Here is a 23,651-nt window from a genome sequence, read left to right as displayed (position 1 = left end):
CCGGGGGTGCGGTGGGATTGCTGCTGACTTGCCGTCATGGCTGATCGCGCCCACTCGGCGGTAGCCGCAAAATGACACAACTCCGCCCCTTATGGGTCGGAAACGTGCCCGGTGTCTGAAAAGGCACCGGGCACAGCTGTGTCTCAGCAACCGTTTCCCCGGGTACGGCCGTTCGCGTGACGAATGACCCACAACCCGGACGTCGGCCGCCCGGGCGGAACATTAGACTCGACGAGCCCGGCAACAGCTCGATCAGCTCAACTGCAAGGAGGCACGGGTGCCGCTGCTGACCCGTATCAGGGGACCGCGCGATCTGGACCGGCTCAGCCCCGAGGAGCTGCTCCAGCTGGCAGAGGAGATCCGGAGCTTCCTCGTGGAAGCGGTGTCCAAGACCGGCGGACACCTCGGTCCCAACCTGGGCGTGGTCGAGCTCACCATCGCCCTGCACCGCGTCTTCGACTCGCCGAAGGACAAGGTGCTGTGGGACACCGGCCACCAGTCCTATGTGCACAAGCTGCTCACCGGCAGGCAGGACTTCTCCAGGCTGAAGCAGAAGGGCGGCCTGTCCGGCTACCCCTCGCAGGCCGAGTCCGAGCACGACGTCATCGAGAACAGCCACGCCTCCACCGTCCTCGGCTGGGCCGACGGCATCGCCAAGGGCAACCAACTGCTCAAACGCGACAGCCATGTCGTCGCCGTCATCGGTGACGGCGCCCTCACCGGCGGTATGGCCTGGGAGGCGCTCAACAACATCGCCGACGCCAAGGACCGCCCGCTGGTCATCGTCGTCAACGACAACGAGCGGTCGTACTCCCCGACCATCGGCGGCCTCGCCAATCACCTGGCGACCCTGCGCACGACCGACGGGTACGAGCGCTTCCTGGCCCGTGGCAAGGACCTGCTGGAGCGCACGCCCGTCGTCGGGAGGCCGCTGTACGACACCCTGCACGGCGCCAAGAAGGGGCTGAAGGACTTCATCGCCCCGCAGGGCATGTTCGAGGACCTGGGCCTGAAGTACGTCGGCCCGATCGACGGCCACGACATCGAGGCCCTGGAGTCGGCCCTCGCCCGGGCCAAGCGGTTCGGCGGCCCGGTGATCGTGCACTGCCTCACCGAGAAGGGCCGCGGCTACCAGCCCGCCCTCCAGGACGAGGCCGACCGCTTCCACGGCATCGGCCCGATCCACCCCGACACCGGCCTGCCGGTCAAGGCCTCCGGCGCCGACTGGACCTCCGTCTTCGGCGACGAGATGGTCAAGCTCGGCAAGGAGCGCGAGGACATCGTCGCGATCACGGCGGCCATGCTCCAGCCGGTCGGCCTGAAGAAGTTCGCGGACACCTTCCCGGAGCGGATCTACGACGTCGGCATCGCCGAGCAGCACGGCGCCGTCTCCGCGGCGGGCCTCGCCACGGCCGGGCTGCACCCGGTCTTCGCCGTGTACGCCACCTTCCTCAACCGCGCCTTCGACCAGGTGCTGATGGACGTGGCCCTGCACAAGTGCGGGGTGACCTTCGTCCTGGACCGGGCCGGCGTCACCGGCACCGACGGCGCCTCCCACAACGGCATGTGGGACATGTCCATCCTCCAGGTCGTCCCCGGTCTGCGCCTCGCCGCCCCGCGCGACGCCGAACAGGTCCGCGCCCAGCTCCGCGAGGCCGTCGAGGTCGACGACGCGCCGACCGTGGTCCGCTTCTCCAAGGGCGCCGTCGGCCCCGCCGTACCCGCCGTCGGCCAGGTGGGCGGCATGGACGTGCTGCGCGAGCCGGGCACCGACACCCCGGACGTGCTGCTGGTGTCGGTGGGCGCGCTCGCCCCGATGTGCCTGGAGATCGCCGGCCTCCTCGACAAGCAGGGCATCTCCACCACCGTCGTGGACCCGCGCTGGGTGAAGCCCGTGGACGAGGCGATGGCTCCGCTGGCCGAGCGGCACCGGGTGGTCGTCACGGTCGAGGACAACATCCGCGTCGGCGGCGTCGGCGCGACGATCGCCCAGGCCCTGCGCGATGCGGGTGTCGACATCCCCCTCCGCGACTTCGGCATCCCGCCCCGCTTCCTCGACCACGCGTCGAGGGGCGAGGTCATGACGGAGATCGGCCTGACGGCCCCGGACATCGCCCGCCAGGTGACGGGTCTGGTGGCCCGGCTGGACGGATCGACGGCAGAGGTGGACTCGGTGGAGTCGGCGAGGGACTAGGGGGTCTCGTCTGGATCAGGCCGGCGTCGCGGGCCCTGGCACGCACTCGCCCAGAGGGGGTGCCCCCAGCGGCGTTGTCGTCACTCGCCGGCGTCCCTCAGCCTTCGGCCGGGGGTGCCCCCACCGCGTCGCCCGCCGCGGCAGCGGCTGATTGTCCATGCCTCCTCCGCCTTGCAGTTGCACGCACCAGACCCCGCTCGGCTCGGTCAAGAGGAACTGTTCCTCACTGCCGGCCTGATCCAGACGACACCCCCTGGACGCCCTGGCCACAGCGCCCCCAATGGGCTGGTTTCTCCACCCCCACCGGTGGCGGAACCAGCCCGTTTGCGTGAACCTGCCCTTGCCGGGGCATACGCATCCCCGGCCCTCTCGATCATGTCGAGGACGACAACGTGGGAGGTAGGCAGGTGGCCAGTACGCTCTTCAGGACCAAGAACGTCGAACAGTCCATCCAGGACACCGAGGAACCGGAGCACGCGCTCAAGAAGTCGCTGTCGGCCCTGGACCTCACGGTCTTCGGCGTGGGTGTCATCATCGGCACCGGCATCTTCGTCCTGACCGGCACGGCCGCGAAGAACACCGCCGGCCCCGCCGTGGCCCTGTCCTTCGTCGTGGCCGGCGTCGTCTGCGGTCTCGCGGCGCTCTGCTACGCCGAGTTCGCCTCCACCCTCCCGGTGGCCGGCTCCGCGTACACCTTCTCGTACGCCTCGCTCGGCGAGTTCCCCGCCTGGATCATCGGCTGGGACCTGGTGCTGGAACTGGCGCTGGGCACGGCGGTGGTGGCCGTCGGCTGGTCGGGCTACATCCACTCGCTGCTCGACAACGTGGGCTGGCAGCTGCCCGAGTATCTCAGCGGCCGGGACGGCGCCCACGGCTTCGGCTTCGACATCCTCGCCGCCGCCCTCGTCCTCGCCCTCACCGCGATCCTCGTCGTCGGCATGAAGCTCTCCGCCCGGGTCACCTCGGTCGTCGTCGCCATCAAGGTCGCCGTCGTCCTGGTCGTCATCATCGCGGGCGCCTTCTTCGTCCAGGGCAGCAACTACCACCCGTTCATCCCGCCGAAGGAGCCGGTGGCGGCGGGCGGCAACCTCAAGGCCCCCCTGATCCAGCTGATGTTCGGCTGGGCGCCCTCCAACTTCGGCGTGATGGGCATCTTCACGGCTGCGTCCGTCGTCTTCTTCGCCTTCATCGGCTTCGACGTCGTCGCCACCGCCGCCGAGGAGACCCGCCACCCGCAGCGGGACGTGCCGCGCGGCATCATCGGCTCCCTGATCATCTGCACCGTGCTGTACGTCGCCGTGGCGGTCGTGGTGACCGGTATGCAGAAGTACAGCTCGCTGTCCGTGGACGCGCCGCTCGCCGACGCGTTCAAGGCCACCGGGCACCCCTGGTTCGCGGGCCTGATCAGCTTCGGCGCCGCCGTCGGCCTGACCACCGTGTGCATGATCCTGCTGCTCGGCCAGTCCCGGGTGTTCTTCGCCATGAGCCGGGACGGGCTGCTGCCCCGGTTCTTCTCGCACACCCACCCGAAGTTCCGCACCCCGTACCGGCCCACCATCCTGCTGGGCGTCATCATCGCGATCGTCGCCGGCTTCACCAGCCTCAGCCAACTCGCCGAACTGGTGAACATCGGCACGCTCTTCGCCTTCATCGTCGTCGCGATCAGCGTGATCATCCTGCGCCGGACCCGGCCCGACCTGGAGCGGTCCTTCCGCACCCCGTGGGTGCCGGCGCTGCCGATCGTGTCCGTGCTGGCCTCGCTGTGGCTGATGCTCAACCTGCCGGCCGAGACCTGGCTGCGGTTCGCCATCTGGATGGTCATCGGCCTGGTCGTCTACTTCCTCTACGGCCGCTCGCACAGTCGCCTCGCCGAGCGGGAGCGCACCACCGTCAACGCTCCGTAATCATCAGGCTCGCCACTCCGGCCCCGTATGTCCCGTCCGGATGGGACTGCGGGGCCGGATAGCGTGCTCTCCATGCTTGTCGCCCCCCTCGTCCCATCACGGTCCGTAGTCGTACGGAAGGGGTACTGGGCGCGGCTGCTGCCGCTGCTCGCCGTGCTGGCCTGTGTCACCAGGGTGCCGTCCTTCCTCCGGCCGCTGTGGAACCCGGACGAGGGCTTTCTCGCCGTACAGGCGCGCATGCTGGCGCGGGGCGGGCGGTTGTACGAGACGGTCGTGGACCGCAAGCCGCCGCTGCTGCCGTGGCTTTACGAGGGAGTGTTCGCGGTCTTCGGGTCCGGGTCGCTCACCCCGGTCCGGGTCCTCGCCGTGCTCGCGCAGCTGGCCACCGCCGTACTGCTCGCGTCGATCGCCCGACGCCGGTGGGGCGACCGCGCGGGACGTACCGCCGGGGCGCTGTATCTGCTGGTCTCCGTGGGACTCAACCCCGAGGACGCGCAGGCGGCCACCTTCGAGGTGTTCATACTGCCCTGCACGGCCGCCGCGATGTGGTGCGCCGACCGCCGCCGCTGGGGCGCCGCAGGAGCCGCCGTCGCCTGCGCGTTACTCACCAAACAGACCGGCGGCGCGGTCCTGCTGCCGGTGGTCTATCTGCTCAACCGGTACGGCGGCCCGCGCGCCGGCCTGCTCAGACTGGCGGTCGGCGCCGCCCTGCCCGTGCTGGGCGCGGCCCTGCTCACCGACCCGGCCGGCTTCGCCTTCTGGACGGTCACCGGCTCCGGCGCCTACGCCTCCTTCGCCGGCTCCGAACTCCACGTTCTGGCAAGGGCGTTGACCAACACCGCGATCCTCGCCACGGCCTGCGCCGGGCTGCTCCCGCCCGTCGCGCGCGCCCTGCGCATCGCCCGTACCGGCGCCGCCGACCTGTGGCTGTGGCTGGCCGCGTCGGCGGTCGCCGTCACCCTCGGCTTCCACTTCTTCGGCCACTACTTCCTGCAACTCACCCCGCCCCTGGCACTGCTGGCCACGGCCGCGCTGCAAGTCCTGTCGAGGGAGCGGACCCCGACCGCCGTCCGCGCCTCGGCCTGCCTCTGCGCCCTGTTCCTGACCTGGGGACTACTGGCCCCACGCCCCGAACTCGCCCACGCCCAGCGGCTCGCGCTCGCCCTCGCCCATCGCACTGCGCCCGGCGACCGGGTCCTGGTCTGGGGCATACACCCGGAGACGTACTGGCTCGCCGACCGCACCCCCGCCACCCGCTATCTCACCGCAGGCCTCCTCACCAACTTCAGCGGCGGCCGGGACGGCCCGCAGGTCGGCGAGAAGTACGCGGTCGAGGGCACCTGGCCGGTCTTCCGCGCCGAGCTGGCCGACCGGGCACCGGCCCTGGTGATCGACGACTCCCGGGGCAAGCCGTACGGCCCCGACCGAGTCCCCAGCCTGCGCCGACTGCTCGCCGCCGGGTACGAGCAGGTGGGTGAGGTGGACGGGGCGGTGCTCTACGCCCGGGTGCCGGGGGAGTAGGCCGGGGGGCGACGGGCCCGGGCGGGCCCATCCGGGGGAGTGGTGGGGGTGGGTGGGCCTGGCTCCGGCGGAGTGGTGGGCGTGGGTCGGGCCCGGCTTGGCGGAGTGGTGGGCGTGGTGGGTGCCGGTTCGGCGGAGTGGCAGGCGTGGGTGGCCTGGCTCCGGCGGTGTGGTGGCCGCGGGAGCCCGCGGTTCGGCGCAGCGACGGGCGTGGGTGGCCCCGGCTCGGCGCAGCGACGGGCGTGGGTGGCCCCGGCTCCGGCGGAGCCGTAGGCGTCGGCGCAGCCGGTTCAGTGGAGCAGGGCGCTCGGGCCGATCACCTCGGCGCCCGACTCCGTCACCCTCCGCCGGAGTTCACGGTCGGCAGTGACGACGAGCCGGGGCCGGCCGGGGTCCTCGGCGACGAGCTCGACGATCCGGTCGTCGCCGCTGCCGGGCGCCGACTCCACCCGTACGCCGGGCACCGACTCCACCCCGCGGGCTGCGCCCTCGACGACGAGCACCAGTTCCACCGGGGTCGGGTGGCCGGGCAGACCCCGCTCGGCCAGCCGGTCGCGCAGCCGCTCGGCGGCACCCTTGCGGTCCCGCCACCAGCCGTCCGGCCGTGACCCGACGACGTTCGCGCCGTCGACGATCACCAGCAGGGGAGCTTTGTCTTCCATGCCCCAAGCCTCGCACGCCAGGGCCCCGGCCACTGTCCCGAACGGCCCGGCTTAGAGTGAAGCGGTGAACGGCGACTGGCTTCTCCGCGGCCGTGACGGCCGGCTCAGTGTCTATCTGCCCTCGGGCGAGGCCGTGCTGTGCCGGGCGGAACGCGGCCCCGGCGGCCGCTGGGGCACTCCCCGGAAAATGGGCGGCGACCAGCGGCTGCACCCCGGCTTCTCGGTGGGCCGGGGCGTCGACGGATACGCCCACCTGGTCGCCTGGCGGCCCACCGTGAAAGGCGAGTCGGGCCTCGTCCACTCCACCCACTACCGCCCGCGGCTGGCCGCCCTGGACTGGCAGCCGATCGGCCACCCGAGCAGGAAGGGCGATGTCACCGGCGCCCCGGCCGTCGCGGTGGACGCGCAGGGCCGTGCCCATGTCTTCGTCCGCAACCGGGGACGCGGGGTGAGCATGGTCGCCCAGAAGGAGAAGGGCGGCTGGGAGCCATGGCGTGATCTGAAGGGCCGGCTGGTCGAGGACGGGCTCGCGGCGGTGGCCGGTGAGTCGGGGCGGGTCGAGGTGTACGCGGCCGTACCCGGCGGGATCGTGTACTGGCGCCAGGAGGAGGCGGGGAAGCCGCCCGTGCAGCAGGAGGCGCTTGAGGCCCCGGTACGTCCTGGCACCCTCGCCGCCCTCGCCACCTCCCCCGAGAGCACGACCCTCTACTACAGCGACGAGGCAGGCGACCTCTGCGCCTGGCGTCCGGGCGGCAAGCCGTACACCCTGCTGCCCTCCGTCGGGCCCGGCCCGGTCGCGGCGGTCCGCTGCGAACTCGACGGGTACGACTGCACCCTGCTCGCCCAGCGCTCGGCGAGCGGCCGGGTGGCCTTCGCCGCGTATCCGACGGAGGACGAGCGGGCCGGGGCCTGGTGGACCGAGTCAGGACCGCCGCTCCCGGCCGACGCGAGGGTCGCCCTGACCACGGACGAGGACGGCCGCGTCACCGCGGCGACCCTGTCCCCGTCCACCGGGCAGCTCCTCCTCACCCGCCGCGAGGACGAACCGGGGCTGGCGCTGGAGGCCTGGCGCGATATCTGACGCTTGGTCAGCTTCCGCCGGTGGCGGGGGACTTCTTCGCCGAATCGGGGATCGTGGCGTCGGCGCGGATCGCCTTCCACAGGGTGGACGCCTGCGGCTCGGCGGCCACCACGCGGTTCGGGTCGGCCTTGTCGTACGCCACCGGGAGCATGATCGTCTCCATGGTGGAGGGGTTGACGCCGTTCAGGCTGCGGCCGAACTCGGCGAGCTTGCTGAGCGAGGCGAGTGCGGAGTCGGTGGTGAGCGCGGCGGTCAGCTTGTCGGCGATCTTGTAGGCCTTGACCGGGCTGCCCAGCAGGTCCTGCCGCTGGATCTCGGTGAGCAGGGCGAGCATGAACTGCTGCTGCAGGCCGATCCGGCCGAGGTCACTGCCGTCGCCGATGCCGTGCCGGGTGCGGACGAACTGCAGGGACTCGGTGCCGTCCAGCTTGTGGGTGCCCTTGGCCAGGTCGAGGCCGCTGGAGGAGTCGTGGATGTCCTGGCCGACGGTGACGGTGACCCCGCCTATCGCGTCCACCAGGTCCTTGAAGCCGGCGAAGTCGACCTCGACGTAGTGGTCCATGCGGACTCCGGACATCTGCTCCACCGTCTTGACCACGCAGGCCGGACCGACCTGGGAGTAGATGGAGTTGAACATCACACCCTTCGCGGAGGCGACCCGGGAGCCGCTCGCCGTGGTGCACTGCGGGCGGGTCACCAGGGTGTCGCGCGGGACGCTGACCGCGACGGCCTTCTTGCGGCCCTCGGGTATGTGCATCACCAGCGCGGTGTCCGAACGGGCCCCGGAGACCTTGCCGGTGTTCAGCTTCGCGTTGGCGCCGGCCCGTGAGTCGGAGCCCAGGATCAGTATGTTCTGTCCCGAAGTGGGCAGTTTCTCCGGGCGGTCGTCACCGATCGCCCTGTCGATGTCGACGCCCTTGATGTTGCCGTCGATGCCGCTGTAGAGCCAGTAACCGGTGCCAGCTCCGGCGACGACCAGGACCGCCAGGGCGAGCAGGATCCAGCGGCCCCTTCGGCGCCCGCCGGTGCGCTCGCGCTTACGGCCTCGCCCGCCGCCCCGCCGGGAGGGCGCGTCGGAGTCGCTGAGCTGGGGCGTCGGGACATGACTCATCCTGCTTCGAATCCTCAAAGGTCGTGCCCCGGCGGGGCGGTGCTGCGGCGTGAGGACTCGGGTGGGGGGAGGCCGGTCCCGGTGGTGCCCGGTCGAAACCGCACAAGGGGCGGACGATCGCACGATCATGCCCAACCCGTGATGTATTTGTAAACACCAGCCAAAGAAATAGTATGCGCGCCATGACGTGGCTGATAACAGGCGGTGCCGGCTTCATCGGCGCCCATGTCGTCCGCGCGATGCTCGCCGCCGGCGAGCGCGTCGCGGTGTACGACGACCTCTCGACGGGCGACCCCGCCCGCGTCCCCGACGGTGTGACCTTCGTCAAGGGCTCGGTGCTCGACGGCACCCTCCTGCGGCGCACCCTGTCCGACCTCGGGACCGACGGCGTGGTCCACCTCGCGGCCAAGAAACAGGTCGGGGAGTCGGTCGAACGGCCGCTGCACTACTACCGCGAGAACGTCCAGGGCCTGCAGACCCTGCTGGAGGCGGCCGCGGAGACCGGCGTACGGCACTTCCTGTTCTCCTCCTCCGCCGCCGTGTACGGCATGCCCGACGTGGACCTGGTGACGGAGGACACCCCCTGCGCCCCGCTCAACCCGTACGGCGAGACCAAGCTGGCCGGGGAGTGGCTGGTGCGCGCCGCGGGCCGGGCACACGGGATGACCACCGCCTGCCTGCGGTACTTCAACGTCGCCGGAGCGGCCGACGCGCACCTCGCGGACACGGGTGTGTCCAACCTCGTCCCGATGGTCTTCGAGAAGCTCACCGAGGGGAGCGCACCCGTGATCTTCGGCGACGACTACGACACCCCGGACGGCACCTGCGTACGGGACTTCATCCACGTCGAGGACATCGCCGCCGCCCATCTCGCCGCCGCGCGTGCATTGCCCGGCCGGCAGCCCGGCAGTGACCTGACGGTCAACATCGGCCGCGGGCAGGGGGTTTCCGTACGCGAGATGATCACGCTGATCGGCGAGGTCACCGGCTACGGACCGGCGGCCGCCCCGGTCCGCGCCCCGCGCCGCGCCGGGGACCCGGCGCGGGTCGTCGCCTCGGCCGACCGCATCCGCGACGAACTGGGCTGGACGGCCCGCCACGACGCCCGCGCCATGGTCGCCTCGGCCTGGGCGGGCTGGTGCCGGCGCCATCCGGAGGCCCGCCGCTGATGGCCGGTTCCGTGCGCGACCGTCTCGCCGGGGCGGCCGGCGGGGCCCGGGCAGGCCGCACGGTGCGGTCCGGACCCTGGCTGCTCACCGGGCACGACGGCCGGCTCATCGCCTACGCGCAGGTCGACGACGCCGTGCTGCGCTGGACGGAGACCCGCCCGGGCGGCCCCGGCTGGCTCGGCCCGGACGTGCTGCCGGTGAAGAACGTGACCGAACTCACCGTCGCACAGGGCCGCAACCGCTACGCCCACCTCGTCGGCCGCCGGGCCCGCGGCACCGGGGACAAGCCGCCGGCCGTGGACCTGGTCCACGCGATCCAGTACCAGGCGGGCCGCCCGCTCAGCGAGTGGCGGTCCGCTGGCAACCCGCACGCCAAGCGGGAACGCACCGCGCAGATGGGCACCCCCACGGCGGTCGTAGACACCTCGGGCGCCCTGCACATCCTGGTGGCCACGGCGGAGGGGCGCCTGGCCCTGCGGCGCGAGGACGCCCGGGGCCGCTGGGAGCCATGGCTGGACCTCAAGGTCGCGGCCGTCCTCGACACCCCGGCCGCGGTGGCCACCTCCACCGGGCAGGTGCACCTCCTCGCCCCCACCCGCACCGGCGCCCTGACCTGGTGTCAGCCCGGCCCGGGCGCCGTGCCGGAGCGGGGCCCCGACCTGGCCGTCGTACCGCTGCCCGGGTCCGCGTGCGGCCTTGAGACCTCGCCGGGCCGGATCACCTACTACCTCACCGACGCGGTGGGCGGCGGTGCCGTCGCCGTACGCCCCGGCGCCTGGCCGGTGCCGCTCGGCGGGAACCCGGGCGACGGACGGCACGCCGCGCTCGCCACCACCCTCGACGGCTACCCCTGCACGGTGCTGGCACACCGCGACACCGAGGGCCGGATCGTGCTGGGCGCGTGCGGCGCCGAGGAGGAGCACAACGGTATCTGGTGGACCGACACCGGAGCCGTCTGCCATGGCGACCCGGTGCTGGCACGCGACGGCCTCGGCCGGGTCGTGCTGCTGGCGCTGACCGAGGACGGCGGGCTCGCGCTGGCCCGCCAGGACGACGGCCCGGGGCTGACCCTGGGCGACTGGAGCCTGCTGTGAGCGCGCGAGAGGGCAGACACGAGAAGGACGTGAGGGCATGACGCGCAGGTCCGGCCGGACCGGGCCGGGGCCCGCGGGCCGCACACTGGACGGCCGCGGGCACCTGGTCGCCGTCGTCGTACCGGAACCCCGGGACGCGGTGGCCGTGGTCGAGCGGGAGGCGCCCGGCAGCGAGATCGCCGTGGTCTGCCTGCGGGCGGGCGCCAAGGACGGCCGGGCGGCCCTCGACCGGGCGCTCGCCACGGCCGGGAGCCGGGGCTGCCGGGTGCGCGGCGGTCCCCGGGTGCTGGACACCGACCCGCAGAACGCGCTGCCGGCCCTGCGGGAGGAACTGCGGGCGCTCGATCCGGAACGGCTGCACACCCTCGACCCGGACCCCGTGCACACCGGTCTGGACGAGACGAGCGGGGTGCCCTCCTACGGGGTGCCGGACGCGCACGCCGAGACCGCCGCCGTGGCGCTCGCCGCGGCCCGGGCCCATCAGGCCGAGACGGGACGGCCGTTGTACGTCGACTGTCTGCGCGCCGAGCAGGGCGCGGGCGGTGACAGTGCCCCGCGCCACCCGGCGCCGGTGAACTGGCTCTCGGCCGGCTTCGACGGCCGGCTCACCGCGTTCTGGCCCACGGCCGCCGGTGTGGTGCGCTGGTACGAGGAACTGCCCGGCGGCCGCTGGCGCGGCCCGGAGCTGCTGGAGGGACCGGGGCTGCTGCCCGGTCTCCTCGTGGTCCGCGATCCGCACGGGCTGCCCCATCTGCTGGGCCTGCGCAGAACGGCGCGCGGCGACGGCGGGGTGGACATCGAGGTGGTGCACGCCGCCCAGTACCGCACCGGACGACCCCTCACCCCCTGGCACTCGCTCGGCGGTCCGAACGCGGCCGCCTGGCGCAAGGGACGCGAAGTCGGCTTTCCCACGGCCGCGTTCGATGCCGCCGGAGATCTCCTGGTCTTCGTGCGCAACTTCGGGCACAGCGTCAGCTACCGCCGCCGGTCGGCCGACGGCGAGTGGACGCCGTGGCGGCACCTGAGCGGGCTGCGGGTCTCCGACGACCTGGTCGCAGTGACCGCCGAGCACGGCGGGGTCGAGCTGTTCGCCCGGGCCCGGGACACCTCGGCCGTGCTCCGCTGGTGCCCCGGCCCGGACGGCACCTGGAGCGAGGACCGCGGCCTGCAGTTCGCCGCCCGCCCGGGCAGCCTGGCCCCGGCGGCCGAGCCGGGCGCGGTCCTCTTCCGCGACGCCCGTACCGGCCGGACCTGCTTCTGGCGGCCGGGTGCCCCCGGCCCCTACCCGCTCGACGACCAGGAGAGCGGCTCCGGCGCGCCGTCCGCGGCCCGGGGTGCCGAACTCGCGGGCTGGGGCTACTCCGTGCTGGCCGGCCGGGGCGCCGACGGGACCTGCTCGCTCGGCGCGCATCCCGCAGGCCGGCCCGACACGGGCGTGTGGTGGCAGGACGCCGGCGCCCCCTCGTACGGCGCTCCGGCCGCGGCCGTCAGCCGTGCCGGGCGGCTCGCCGTGGCGACCCGGGTGCCCGGTGGACGGCTGCTGGTGGCACGCCGGGACGAGAGCAGGGACGGGCTCGTGCTCGACGGCTGGCGCCCGGTGGGGGACTGAGCCCGGCGTGTCGAACCACCAGGTGGATGGCTGGATTCCCACCCTGTCCGAGGGCGGGCGGATGGCTTGATTCCGCCTCATGGCTCCCCGATGCGAAGAGCGCAAATGGTTGTACGGGTCACTTGTGATCAACGTCGCGGTCAATCGCAGGTCAATGCGCGTCGACACTTAAGTGAAGGATTGTTAAAGTTCGGGTCGCTCATGTGATCGACCTGTGAACGCATCAGGTGACGTGTCCTGCTTAAGGGGTGACTGGGGGGTTATGGCCAGGCTTTCGCTGCGGGCTGTCCAAAAACTGACCTGCAAGAAACGAGACGCCTGGTGGACGGTCTTCCTCGTCGACCCTGTCGCCACCCGACTGCTGCTCGTCGTCGCCCGCTTCCGCTTCATCACCCCGAACCGGGTCACCTGGGCGGCCCTCTTCATCGGACTGGCCGCGGGCGGGTTCTTCCTGGAGGGCGACCGGCAGTCCCTGATCATCGGGGCCCTGCTCTACCACGTGAGCTTCATCCTCGACTGCGTCGACGGCAAGCTGGCCCGCCTCAAGGGCAACGGCACCGTCTTCGGCGGCTGGCTGGACTATGTCTTCGACCGCATCCGCGTGCTGTTCTGCGCCCTCGCCCTGATGGGCGGCCAGTTCCTGCCGCACGACGACGAGCGCTACCTGGTGGCCGCCCTCGTCGTGGTCTTCCTCGACATGCTCCGCTACGTGGACGCGCTCCAGATCTACAAGATGCGCATGTCGATGCGGACCAAGATCGAGAAGGTGACGCGGACCCGCGCGGAGGAGATCACCCGGGCCCTTGCCGAGGCGGAGGTCCAGGTCGAGCAGGAACGTTCCTCCGGGGCGGAACGGGAGGCCTCGGACGGCTCGCAGGTCGTCTTCATGGAGGACCTGCTGCGCGACAACCCCCACACCGCCGCGGAGACCCTCCGCGCCGAGGCCGGCGCAGGCAACGTCGTCGACCTGCACGAGCAGTTCCGTGGCCAGTTCCCCTGGTACACCCGGATCCGGCGGGCCATGCTGCGCACCCGGGTGCGCCCGCACCTCATCAGCGGCATCGAGTTCCAGATGTTCGTCTTCATCGTGGGCCCACTGATCGGCCAGATCCTTGTGACCACCGCCGTCTCGGCCGGCCTGCTGCTGCTCTTCGAACTCGTCATCATGTACAAGTTCTGGCTCTCCACCCGTGACTTCACCAAGGTCATGGAGGAGCTCAGCCCCGACACCGCCGCGGCCGGCACCATCGCCCCGCAACTGCACCGGGGCCGCCACCGCCGCGCGGCGGCCGACGCCCTGCTGGCCGACGAGCGCTACCGGGCCCCGGAGCCGGAGGACGATCCCTTCTTCCGGCCGTATCCGCGGCCCAACGCCGTCGTCGCAGGACTCCCGCACATCCCCCTACCGCACGGTGACACCATGCCCCTCACCCAGGTCGGACAGCTGCGCGAGGACGCGGCCGGCAAGGCTCCGGCGGGCTGGGAGAACAACTGATGAGACCCGGCGCAGCACACCAGCACCACGGGTACGACGGCGACAACTCCTGGGTCACCGTGGTCATCCCCGCCCACAACGCGGCCGCCACGATCGGCAAGGCCCTCCAGTCGGCCCTGAACCAGACCTACGAACTGGTCGAGGTGATCGTCGTCGACGACGCCTCCACCGACGGCACCATCGAGGTCGTCGCCGGCTTCGCGGGGACCAACCCCCGGGTACGGGTGCTGCGCCGCAAGGAGAACAGCGGCGGGGTCGGCGCCCCGCGCAACTGGGGCATCGCCCAGGCCGAGGGCCGCTGGGTGATGTTCCTGGACGCGGACGACGAACTCCCGCCCCGCGCCTGCGAACGGCTGGTCGCCAGCGCCCTGGAGACCGGCAGCGACATCACCGCCGGCAAGGCTGTCCGCGTCAACCGGGCCACCGGCGACACCGAGCCCTGGGCGCCCGAGGTCTACGCGATGGGCCGTACGGTCTCCGGTCTGGAGGAGTTCCCGCCGCTGCTCTCCGACCCGATCGCCGCCGCCAAGCTCTACAGCGTGGAGTTCCTGCGCTCCTGCGGCGTCTGGTTCCCCGAGGGCGTGTTCTACGAGGACACCTACTTCTCCACCGTCGCCGGCTGCCTCGCCCGGGGCATCACCGTCGTCACCGAGCCCGTCTACCGCTGGATGTGGGAGCCGGACGGCACCTCCATCACCGGCCGCACGGGTGAACTGCGCAGCATCACCGACCGGATCGCGGTGCACCGGGCCACCGACCAGTTCCTGCTGGAGCGCGGGCTGTGGCAGCTGAAGGTGCGCAAGGACGCCAAGTTCCTCGCCCACGACCTGCGCCTGTACATGCGCGCCCTATCCGAGGGCGACGCCGAGTTCCAGCAGCGCTTCGCCGACATCGTCAGCTCGTACCTGTTCTCCCTGAGCGAGGAGGCCTTCGAGCTGTGCGGCCCGGTCGACCGGGTGCGCGCCTACTTCCTGATGTACGAGGAGATCGAGGCCGCCCTCACCACGCTGGACTACACCCAGCGCAAGAGCGTCTTCTCCTCCCACCTCGTCGAGGAGGACGGCCGGGTCTACTGGTCGGCCGACCATCTGCACCTGCCGGACGCCCGCCGCATGCTGGACGTCACCGAACTGGGCCTGGCCGCCGCCCCGGTCACCCAGCTCCCGCTGTTCGCCCAGCTCACCAGCTGGCGCGTGGCGCGCACCGAGCTGTCGTACACCGGCGAACTGGTCAACCGCTTCGGCCGGATCGCTTCCGGCGACCCGGTCTCCCTCTCCCTCGCCGTCCGTAACCGGCACACCAAGAAGGACGTGGTCGTCCCGGTCCCTGCGGTCTCGGTCGACGAACGCCTTGTGACCTTCGAGGGCAGCGCCGACCTGGCGAAGCTGCTCGGCGACGACCTCGCCGACAGCACGGTGTGGAACGTCTCGGTCATCGTGGAATGGAAGCGCAGCCGCTCCCGCTCCGCGCTGAACGTCCGCGACACCACCCTCGACGGCCTCCGCTTCGACCGGGACGGCGAGGAGTACGAGGGCTACCGCACCGTCAGCGGCAACCTCGCCTTCCGCTCCGCGACGGTGGGCCGGCGTACCTTCGAGACCGACCAGAACGACCCGAACGCCCCCTGGATGTGGTGGCGCGACCGCATCCACCCGCCGATCCGGCAGCTGACCGCCCCCTACCAACTCGCCGTCGTCGTGCCCTGCTACAACGTGGCCAAGTACCTGGACGACTGCCTCGGTTCCCTCGCCGCCCAGCGCGGCTTCGCCCAGACCCAGGTCATCCTGGTCGACGACGGCGCCACCGACGAGACGCCCCAGATGCTGGAACGGTTCGCCGGCCACTACGCCAACGTCACCGTCGTCCACCAGCGCAACGGCGGTCTCGGCAACGCCCGCAACACCGGCCTGGACCAGGTCGTCGCGCCGTACGTCACCTTCCTCGACTCCGACGACATCCTCGGCGAGGACGCCCTCGCCGCGATGCTCGAAGCCGCCCACCGCGACGGCTCCGAGGTCGTCATGGGCGACCTCGTCAACTTCCCCGACCGGCCCTACGGCCCGTGGAAGGACTACTTCGGCCAGGGCGACCGGCTGATCACGGACTTCGCCGAGATCCCAGACATGATCTTCAGCGGCTCGGCCTGCAACAAGCTCTTCAGCACGGCTCTGCTGCGCCGGCTCGGCCTGCGCTTCGGCGAGGGCGTGCACTTCGAGGACGCCTGGCTGACCCTGCCCGCGATGCTCCGTGCGGGCTCGCTGAGCATCGTGGACCGGCCCGTCTACTGGTACCGGGGCCGTCCCGACGGCTCGTCCATCATGGACTCCCTGTGGAGCAAGCCCGCCAACTACCGGGACCACCTGCGCCTCAACCACTTCCTCCTGCACTACAGCAGCGAGGAACGCCCCGAGATCCGCCGTATGTTCCAGCGCTACGCCACCCGCACCTACAAGGGCTTCCTGTGCAACGCCCGGAACGTGATGGGCCGTACGCAGCTCGCCGAGATGTTCCCGGACATCCACTGGCACTACGCGCAGATCCCCGACGACGTCATCACCGAGTTCGTCACCAGCCCCGCCCAGCAGGTCGACCACTACGCGGCCCGAACCGGGAACTTCCCGCTGTTCGCCGACCCCGAATCGGCCCTCGCCGCCGCCCCGCCGGTCGTGGAGCTCGACGACGACGGCTTCTACCGCACCTTCCCCGGCGGCCACCTGCACAGCGGCGCGGCCCGGGTCAGGGACCCCAACGTGGTGGTGGAGAGCGTCCGCACCCGTGACGGCGTGCTGGTCCTGGAGGGCTGCATGGCCTTCCCCGGCCTGGACCTCGGCGGCCCGATGGGCAACCGCCTCGAACTCGTCTACCAGGTCCGCGACACCAAGGTCACCGTCCCGCTGACCCAGGTCTACCGCCGCGACCTGTACAACGCGCGAAACGGCCGGGACCTGTACGCCGGCTGGTACGCGGAGATCCCCGCCACCAGGCTCGCCGAGACCGGCTTCGGCGTCGGCGACTTCCGGCTGCGCGTGCACCGCACGGACGGCACCCGCCACCGCAACGTCGTCATGAAGGCCCGCCTCGCCCTGCACCGCCTCAAGGGCCCCGGCAAGGTCGGTCGCCTCCCCTACATGCTGACCATCGGCGCCCAGGACGCCCTGCACCTGCGCCTGGTCGCCCCCAGCCGCACGGCCCGCCTCAGGCACGCGATGTGGCGGACCGGCCGCGAGCTGCGCATCCTGCGTACCCGCAACCCCGGCTGGCGTATGCGCCTCGGCTACTGGCTGACCTATCCCTTCCTCAACGGCAAGGAGATCTGGCTGGTCGGCGAGCGCTCCGACACCGCGCAGGACAACTCGTACCACTTCTTCAAGTGGGCCCGGATCTACCGCAAGCGCCGCAAGGTGTACTACGTCATCGACACGGCCTCCGCCGACCACGCCAAGGTCGCGCCCTACGGGAACGTCCTGAAGCTGGGCTCCTTCAAACACCGCGTGTATCTGCTGCACGCGACCAAGCTCATCGGCTCCTACGACTCCGAGTCCTACCTCGTCCCCGAGGGCTACAAGAAGGCGCTCTTCCTGCACCGCTTCGGCGAACTGGTCAAGTACCAGCGGGTCTTCCTCCAGCACGGCGTCACCTACAACGACGTGACCTCCGGCGCGGACCAGCGCATCGCGAGCTACGACCTGCTGGTCACCGCCGGCCGTCAGGAGCGTGACTTCATGGCCCTGGAGGCCGGTTACGGCGACCGCGCCCAGCCGGTCGGCTTCCCGCGCTTCGACGCCCTTCAGCGCGAACGGCGGGACAAGCCGCGCATACTGCTGATGCCGACCTGGCGGCAGTGGATCGTCACCGCCTCCTACCAGAAGTCCTCCGGACCGGCGAAGACCAGCTTCACCCAGTCGGAGTACTACCGCTTCTACCGGACCCTGCTCTCCGACCCCCGCCTCGGCCGCGCCCTCGACCACTTCGGCGTGGACCTCGAGTTCTTCCCGCACTACGAGATCCGCCCCTACCTGCACACCTTCCAGTTCTCCTCGCCGTCCATCCACGTCGCCGACCCGCACACCCGCAATGTGCAGCAGGCGATGAAGGAGTGCTCGCTGATGGTCACCGACTACTCCTCGGTCTTCTTCGACGTGGCCTACATGGGCATCCCGCTGGTCTACGTCCCCTTCGACGAGGAGGACTTCTACGGGCGGCACTACAAGCGCGGCTACTTCAACCTCGCCGAGGACGGGTTCGGCCCGGTCTGCCGGACCGTCGACCAGGCCGTCGACGAGATCATCGCCGCCATCGGCCGAGACTTCACCGTCCAGCCCGAACACCGGGCACGCGTCGAGGAGTTCTTCGTGCACCGCGGCGGCGGCAACTGCGAGCGCGTCTTCGAGGCCATCGACGCCCTCGGTACCGCCTCCGCCGCCGAACTCGCCCCCGACGCCCCGATCGGCGCCCTCCCGGCCCCGCTGCCCACCGTCGCCGAGTGGATCGACGCGGCCTGACCTTCAAACGGCATGCGAAAGGGGGCCTCCGCGTACCGCGGAGGCCCCCCTTCGGCCGTTGGCCGTTACGCCGGGACCGAGGCCACGCCCGGGGCCAGGAACTTCTTGCCGTTCACACGGTCCGAGACACCCTCGCGGTCCAGGTACGGCGTGATGCCGCCCAGGTGGAAGGGCCAGCCGGCGCCCGTGATCAGGCAGAGGTCGATGTCCTGCGCCTCGGCGACGACACCCTCGTCGAGCATGAGCCCGATCTCCTGGGCGACGGCGTCCAGGACGCGCTCGCGGACCTGCTCCTCGGTGAGGACGGAGTCGCCCTGCTTCAGCAGCGCGGCGACCTCCGGGTCCAGCTCGGGCTTCCCGCTGTCGTACACGTAGAAGCCGCGCTTGCCCGCCTTGACGACGGCGGCAAGGTTCGACGAGACCGTGAAGCGGTCAGGGAAGGCCCGGTTGAGGGTCTCCGAGACATGCAGGCCGATGGCAGGACCGACCAGTTCGAGAAGCACCAGCGGAGACATAGGCAGACCGAGCGGCTCCACGGCCTTCTCGGCGACCTCGACCGGGGTGCCCTCGTCGATGACGTTCTGGATCTCGCCCATGAAGCGGGTGAGGATGCGGTTCACGACGAACGCCGGGGCGTCCTTCACCAGAACCGCCGTCTTCTTCAGCTTCTTGGCGACGGCGAACGCGGTGGCCAGCGACGCGTCGTCGGTCTGCTCGCCGCGCACGATCTCCAGGAGCGGAAGGATCGCGACCGGGTTGAAGAAGTGGAAGCCCACGACCCGCTCGGGGTTCTTGAGCTTCGACGCCATCTCCGTCACCGACAGCGAGGAGGTGTTGGTGGCGAGGATCGCGTGCGCCGGAGCGACCGCCTCGACCTCCGCGAACACCTGCTGCTTGACGCCGATCTCCTCGAACACGGCCTCGATGACGAAGTCCGCGTCGGAGAAGCCCTCGGCCTTGTCCAGCACACCGGTGACCAGGGCCTTCAGCCGGTTGGCCTTGTCCTGGTTGATACGGCCCTTGCCGAGCAGCTTCCCGATCTCGGCGTGGACATAGCCCACACCCTTGTCGACGCGTTCCTGGTCGATGTCGGTCAGCACGACCGGCACCTCAAGGCGGCGCAGGAAGAGCAGCGCGAGCTGCGAGGCCATCAGACCGGCGCCGACGACACCGACCTTGGTGACCGAACGCGCCAGGTTCTTGTCCGGAGCACCGGCGGGGCGCTTGCCGCGCTTCTGCACCAGGTTGAACGCGTAGATTCCGGCGCGCAGTTCACCGCCCATGATCAGGTCGGCGAGGGCCTGGTCCTCGGCGTCGTAACCCTGCTGGAGGTCGCCGTTCTTGGCGGCGGCGATGATGTCCAGGGCGCGGTAGGCGGCCGGAGCCGCGCCGTGCACCTTGCCGTCGGCGATGAAGCGGCCCTTGGCGACGGCCTGGTCCCAGGCCTCGCCGCGGTCGATCACCGGACGCTCGACCTCGATGTCGCCCTTGAGGACCTGGGCGGTCCAGATCAGCGACTGCTCGAGGAAGTCGGCGCCCTCGAAGATGGCGTCGGCGATGCCCAGGTCGAAGACCTGCTGTCCCTTGAGCTGCTTGTTCTGGTTGAGGCTGTTCTCGATGACGACCGAGACGGCCTTCTCGGCGCCGATCAGGTTCGGCAGCAGCGTGCAGCCGCCCCAGCCGGGCACCAGACCGAGGAAGACCTCGGGCAGGGAGAAGGCCGGGATGGCCTTGGAGACGGTGCGGTACGTGCAGTGCAGACCGACCTCGACGCCACCGCCCATCGCGGCGCCGTTGTAGTACGTGAAGGTCGGCACCGCGAGGCCGGCGAGGCGCTTGAAGACCTCGTGGCCGCCCTTGCCGATGGCGAGCGCGTGCTCGTGCTCCTTGAGCAGCTCGACGCCCTTGAGGTCCGCGCCGACCGCGAAGATGAACGGCTTGCCGGTGATGCCGACACCGACGATCTCGCCGTCGGCGGCCTCCTTCTCCACCTGGTCGATCGCGGTGTTGAGGTTCGCGAGCGAGGCCGGGCCGAAGGTGGTCGGCTTGGTGTGGTCCAGGCCGTTGTCCAGGGTGATCAGCGCGAAGCGGCCGGCCCCGGACGGCAGGTCGAAGTGGCGTACGTGCGCCGACGTCACGACCTCGTCGGGGAACAGGTCCGAAGCCTGCTTCAGAAGCTCGGCGGTGGTGCTCACTTGTCCCCCTCGAAGTGCGGGTTCTCCCAGATGACCGTCGCGCCCATGCCGAAGCCGACGCACATGGTGGTCAGGCCGTAGCGGACGTTCGGCTGTTCCTCGAACTGACGGGCCAGCTGCGTCATCAGACGCACACCCGAGGAGGCCAGCGGGTGACCGAAGGCGATCGCGCCGCCGTACTGGTTGACGCGCTCGTCGTCGTCGGCGATGCCGTAGTGGTCGAGGAAGGCCAGCACCTGGACGGCGAAGGCCTCGTTGATCTCGAACAGACCGATGTCGGAGATGCTCAGCCCCGCCTGGGCGAGCGCCTTCTCCGTGGCCGGGATCGGGCCGTAGCCCATGACCTCCGGCTCGACGCCCGCGAAGGAGTAGGCGACCAGACGCATCTTGACCGGCAGGTTGTTCTCGCGGGCGAAGTCCTCGCTCGCGATGATCGAGGCGGTGGCGCCGTCGTTCAGACCGGCCGCGTTACCGGCGGTGACCCGCCCGTGGACGCGGAACGGCGTCTTCAGACCCGACAGGTTCTCCAGGGTGGTCCCCGGCCGCATCGGCTCGTCGGCGGTGACCAGACCCCAGCCGGTCTCGCCGCCCTCGGGGTTCGTCCGGCGCACCGAGATCGGCACCAGGTCGGCCTGGATCTTGCCGTTGGCGTACGCCTTGGCGGCCTTCTCCTGCGAGCGCACCGCGTACTCGTCGGCGCGCAGCTTGGTGATCTGCGGGTAGCGGTCGTGCAGGTTCTCGGCGGTCATGCCCATGAACAGCGCCGACTCGTCGACCAGCTTCTCGCTGACGAACCGAGGGTTCGGGTCCACGCCCTCGCCCATCGGGTGGCGGCCCATGTGCTCGACACCGCCGGCGATGGCGACGTCGTACGCGCCGAAGGCGACGGAACCGGCGACCGTGGTGACGGCCGTCAGGGCGCCGGCGCACATCCGGTCGATGGAGTAGCCGGGCACGGAGGTCGGCAGGCCCGCGAGAATGCCCGCGGTACGGCCGATGGTCAGACCCTGGTCACCGATCTGGGTGGTCGCGGCGATGGCGACCTCGTCGATCTTCTTGGTGTCCAGACCCGGGTTGCGGCGCAGCAGCTCCCGGATCGCCTTCACGACGAGATCGTCGGCACGGGTCTCGTGGTAGATGCCCTTCGGGCCCGCCTTGCCGAACGGGGTGCGGACGCCGTCGACAAACACGACGTCCCTGACGGTACGAGGCACGATTGGCTCTCCTCCAGGGTGCGGGATGGCACTGCTGCGATGCGCTGAGCGCGCGCTCAGCCCATGCTACTTATGAGTAACGTGACTGCACACCCCTGACGGCGGGAGCGGCGAAGGTCACATGAAAAGCGCCGGCCGCGGGAGCGCCCTTCATGACCGCGGGGCGCGCCGAACCGCGCGACCAGCCACAGCCCACCCGCAGCCGACCTGGCCCGAGGCGCCCGCGCATCCGGTCGAGGCACCCTCCGCATGGCGCCTCGCTGCTCCCCGGTGACCCGGAGAAGCGGCCTGGGCGGACCGGCTTAGGCCTGTTGGGAAAGTCCCGCCTGCCCCGCGACGCCCGGCACGCACTCTCGCCGCACCGGGCACAAACCCAAGTACGTCCAGTACGAAAGCTTGCACCCGGCACTCCCCCAGCCTCCGGCCGGGGGGACCCCCAGAGCACGCACCGGACGCCGCGGGGCCCGCCCTCCGGGCGGACGACGGGACTTTCGCACAGGCCCTAGGCGGACAGCGCCGTCACCAACGCCCCCGTCACCTGCTCTACCTGCCACGGTCGCGCGCCGTACCCCGCCAGGGCCGCCCCCACCGACTCGGCGTCCACGACCTTCGGCGGCTCCCAGCAGAGCCTGCGCACCGTGTCCGGCGTGATCAAGTTCTCCTGCGGCATATTGAGCTGCTCGGCCAGCGCCGACACCGCGGTCCGTGCCGCGGACAACCGCGCCGCCGCGGCGGGATCCTTGTCGGCCCACGCCCGTGGCGGCGGCGGTCCCGTCACCGGCTGGCCCGGCAGCGGCAGCGCGGCGTCAGGCAGCGCCTTGGCCCGGTCCACCGCCGCCTGCCACTGCTCCAGCTGCCGCCGCCCCATCCGGTGCCCGAAGCCGTTCAGCCCCGCCAGGGCGTGCACGTTCGCCGGCAGTGCGAGCGCGGCCTCCACGATCGCCGCGTCACTGAGCACCTTGCCGGGCGACACATCCCGCTTCTGCGCGATCAGGTCCCGCGTCTGCCACAGCTCCCGCACCACGCCCAACTGCCGGCGCCGCCGCACCTTGTGCATGCCCGACGTCCGGCGCCAGGGATCCTTTCTCGGCTCGGCCGGCGGCGCGGCCGCGATCGCGTCGAACTCCTGTCGCGCCCACTCCAGCTTCCCCTGCCGGTCCAGCTCCTTCTCCAGCGCGTCGCGCAGGTCGACGAGCAGTTCGACATCGAGCGCCGCGTACCGCAGCCACGGTTCGGGCAGCGGCCGGGTCGACCAGTCGACGGCGGAGTGGCCCTTTTCGAGGACGAAGCCGAGGACGCTCTCGACCATCGCGCCGAGCCCGACCCGCGGGAACCCGGCGAGCCGCCCGGCGAGCTCGGTGTCGAACAGGCTGCTGGGCACCATGCCTATCTCGCGCAGGCAGGGCAGATCCTGGGTGGCCGCGTGCAGCACCCACTCGACGCCGGCCAGCGCTTCGCCGAGGCCGGCCAGATCGGGACACGCGACGGGGTCGATCAGCGCGGTCCCGGCGCCCTCGCGGCGCAGCTGGACGAGGTAGGCGCGCTGCCCGTAGCGGTAGCCGGACGCGCGCTCGGCGTCGACGGCGACGGGACCGGAGCCGGCGGCGAACGCGGCGATCACGCGGGCGAGCGCGGCCTCGTCCACGACCACGGGCGGAATGCCCTCACGCGGCTCCAGCAAAGGGATCGGCGCCCCCGTCAGAGAAGATCCGGCGTCGTCCGGAGGAGTACCCCCGGTGGTGCGCAGTGAACTGTCTGCTGCGGTCTCTTGGGCGTCGGTCACATGTCAAGGGTATCTGTGTGTGGACGGCGCCCGTCGACGTCCCAGCCTGGGGTTGAGGACGGACTCCACAGCTCGCCCGCACAGCGTGACCGCCAGTGCGACCGCCGCGATCGCGAT

General features: G+C 71.2%; 14 protein-coding genes. 9 read left to right on the top strand and 5 right to left on the bottom strand.

Annotated elements, in window-relative coordinates; genetic code table 11:
* Positions 1-277 precede the first annotated feature (277 nt).
* From dxs to ABZ396_RS37465, 3 genes are all read left to right on the top strand, one after another.
* Positions 278-2,194 (top strand): 1-deoxy-D-xylulose-5-phosphate synthase, encoded by a 1,917-nt coding sequence (gene dxs, locus ABZ396_RS37475; protein WP_358924692.1) that lies wholly within the window; start codon positions 278-280, stop codon positions 2,192-2,194.
* 407 nt (positions 2,195-2,601) lie between these two features.
* Positions 2,602-4,098 (top strand): amino acid permease, encoded by a 1,497-nt coding sequence (locus ABZ396_RS37470; RefSeq protein ID WP_358924691.1) that lies wholly within the window; start codon positions 2,602-2,604, stop codon positions 4,096-4,098.
* Between the two features lie 72 nt (positions 4,099-4,170).
* Positions 4,171-5,619: a glycosyltransferase family 39 protein gene (locus tag ABZ396_RS37465; protein ID WP_358924690.1), complete on the top strand. Its 1,449-nt coding sequence runs from the start codon at positions 4,171-4,173 to the stop codon at positions 5,617-5,619.
* Between the two features lie 290 nt (positions 5,620-5,909).
* Here the strand turns inward: ABZ396_RS37465 and ABZ396_RS37460 are convergent, their stop codons facing one another.
* Entirely contained in the window at positions 5,910-6,281 is a 372-nt protein-coding gene (locus ABZ396_RS37460) for an NTP pyrophosphohydrolase (RefSeq protein WP_358924689.1), read from the bottom strand.
* A 64-nt stretch (positions 6,282-6,345) separates the two neighbouring features.
* On the opposite strand from ABZ396_RS37460, the gene ABZ396_RS37455 reads away from it, so the two are divergent.
* Positions 6,346-7,362: a hypothetical protein gene (locus ABZ396_RS37455; RefSeq protein WP_358924687.1), complete on the top strand. Its 1,017-nt coding sequence runs from the start codon at positions 6,346-6,348 to the stop codon at positions 7,360-7,362.
* Positions 7,363-7,369: 7 nt separating this feature from the next.
* Here the strand turns inward: ABZ396_RS37455 and ABZ396_RS37450 are convergent, their stop codons facing one another.
* Positions 7,370-8,473 carry an LCP family protein gene (locus ABZ396_RS37450; RefSeq protein WP_358924686.1) on the bottom strand — a complete coding sequence of 368 codons (1,104 nt, stop codon included), beginning with the start codon at positions 8,471-8,473 and terminating at the stop codon, positions 7,370-7,372.
* A gap of 182 nt (positions 8,474-8,655) precedes the next feature.
* Here ABZ396_RS37450 and galE point away from each other — a divergent pair, with 182 nt between their 5' ends.
* The 5 genes from galE (at position 8,656) to ABZ396_RS37425 (ending at position 18,342) form a co-directional block, all read left to right on the top strand.
* Positions 8,656-9,642, top strand: a complete 987-nt coding sequence (galE, locus tag ABZ396_RS37445) for a UDP-glucose 4-epimerase GalE (protein ID WP_358924685.1) — start codon at positions 8,656-8,658, stop codon at positions 9,640-9,642.
* A complete protein-coding gene (locus ABZ396_RS37440; protein WP_358924683.1) occupies positions 9,642-10,736 on the top strand; it encodes a hypothetical protein in 1,095 nt (364 codons plus the stop codon). The genes galE and ABZ396_RS37440 overlap by 1 nt, the downstream gene beginning before the upstream one ends.
* Positions 10,737-10,773: 37 nt before the next feature.
* Positions 10,774-12,345, top strand: a complete 1,572-nt coding sequence (locus ABZ396_RS37435) for a hypothetical protein (protein WP_358924682.1) — start codon at positions 10,774-10,776, stop codon at positions 12,343-12,345.
* Positions 12,346-12,607: 262 nt separating this feature from the next.
* Complete coding sequence (locus ABZ396_RS37430) at positions 12,608-13,840, top strand: CDP-alcohol phosphatidyltransferase family protein (protein WP_358924681.1); 1,233 nt, start codon at positions 12,608-12,610, stop codon at positions 13,838-13,840.
* Positions 13,840-18,342, top strand: a complete 4,503-nt coding sequence (locus ABZ396_RS37425) for a glycosyltransferase (RefSeq protein WP_358924679.1) — start codon at positions 13,840-13,842, stop codon at positions 18,340-18,342. Before ABZ396_RS37430 ends, ABZ396_RS37425 begins: the two co-directional genes overlap by 1 nt.
* 65 nt (positions 18,343-18,407) lie before the next feature.
* Here the strand turns inward: ABZ396_RS37425 and ABZ396_RS37420 are convergent, their stop codons facing one another.
* From ABZ396_RS37420 to ABZ396_RS37410, 3 genes are all read right to left on the bottom strand, one after another.
* Entirely contained in the window at positions 18,408-20,537 is a 2,130-nt protein-coding gene (locus ABZ396_RS37420; protein WP_358924677.1) for a 3-hydroxyacyl-CoA dehydrogenase NAD-binding domain-containing protein, read from the bottom strand.
* A complete protein-coding gene (locus ABZ396_RS37415; protein WP_358924675.1) occupies positions 20,534-21,751 on the bottom strand; it encodes an acetyl-CoA C-acyltransferase in 1,218 nt (405 codons plus the stop codon). Before ABZ396_RS37415 ends, ABZ396_RS37420 begins: the two co-directional genes overlap by 4 nt.
* Before the next feature lie 502 nt (positions 21,752-22,253).
* Positions 22,254-23,534 carry a ribonuclease D gene (locus tag ABZ396_RS37410; RefSeq protein ID WP_358925920.1) on the bottom strand — a complete coding sequence of 427 codons (1,281 nt, stop codon included), beginning with the start codon at positions 23,532-23,534 and terminating at the stop codon, positions 22,254-22,256.
* Positions 23,535-23,651: the final 117 nt, after the last annotated feature.

Source organism: Streptomyces sp. NPDC005866 (assembly GCF_040629895.1).
GTDB lineage: Bacteria > Actinomycetota > Actinomycetes > Streptomycetales > Streptomycetaceae > Streptomyces.
Note: the sequence above shows the minus strand (reverse complement) of the source record. Positions and strands in the feature narration are given on the sequence as shown.

What these genes read in the sequence shown, in the direction of transcription:
- ABZ396_RS37465 (WP_358924690.1), top strand. Translation starts at nt 4,171, where the DNA reads ATGCTTGTCGCCCCCCTCGTCCCATCACGGTCCGTAGTCGTACGGAAG.
- ABZ396_RS37450 (WP_358924686.1), bottom strand. Translation starts at nt 8,473, where the DNA reads ATGAGTCATGTCCCGACGCCCCAGCTCAGCGACTCCGACGCGCCCTCC.
- galE (WP_358924685.1), top strand. Translation starts at nt 8,656, where the DNA reads ATGACGTGGCTGATAACAGGCGGTGCCGGCTTCATCGGCGCCCATGTC.
- ABZ396_RS37425 (WP_358924679.1), top strand. Translation starts at nt 13,840, where the DNA reads ATGAGACCCGGCGCAGCACACCAGCACCACGGGTACGACGGCGACAAC.
- ABZ396_RS37460 (WP_358924689.1), bottom strand. Translation starts at nt 6,281, where the DNA reads ATGGAAGACAAAGCTCCCCTGCTGGTGATCGTCGACGGCGCGAACGTC.
- ABZ396_RS37430 (WP_358924681.1), top strand. Translation starts at nt 12,608, where the DNA reads ATGGCCAGGCTTTCGCTGCGGGCTGTCCAAAAACTGACCTGCAAGAAA.
- ABZ396_RS37435 (WP_358924682.1), top strand. Translation starts at nt 10,774, where the DNA reads ATGACGCGCAGGTCCGGCCGGACCGGGCCGGGGCCCGCGGGCCGCACA.
- ABZ396_RS37440 (WP_358924683.1), top strand. Translation starts at nt 9,642, where the DNA reads ATGGCCGGTTCCGTGCGCGACCGTCTCGCCGGGGCGGCCGGCGGGGCC.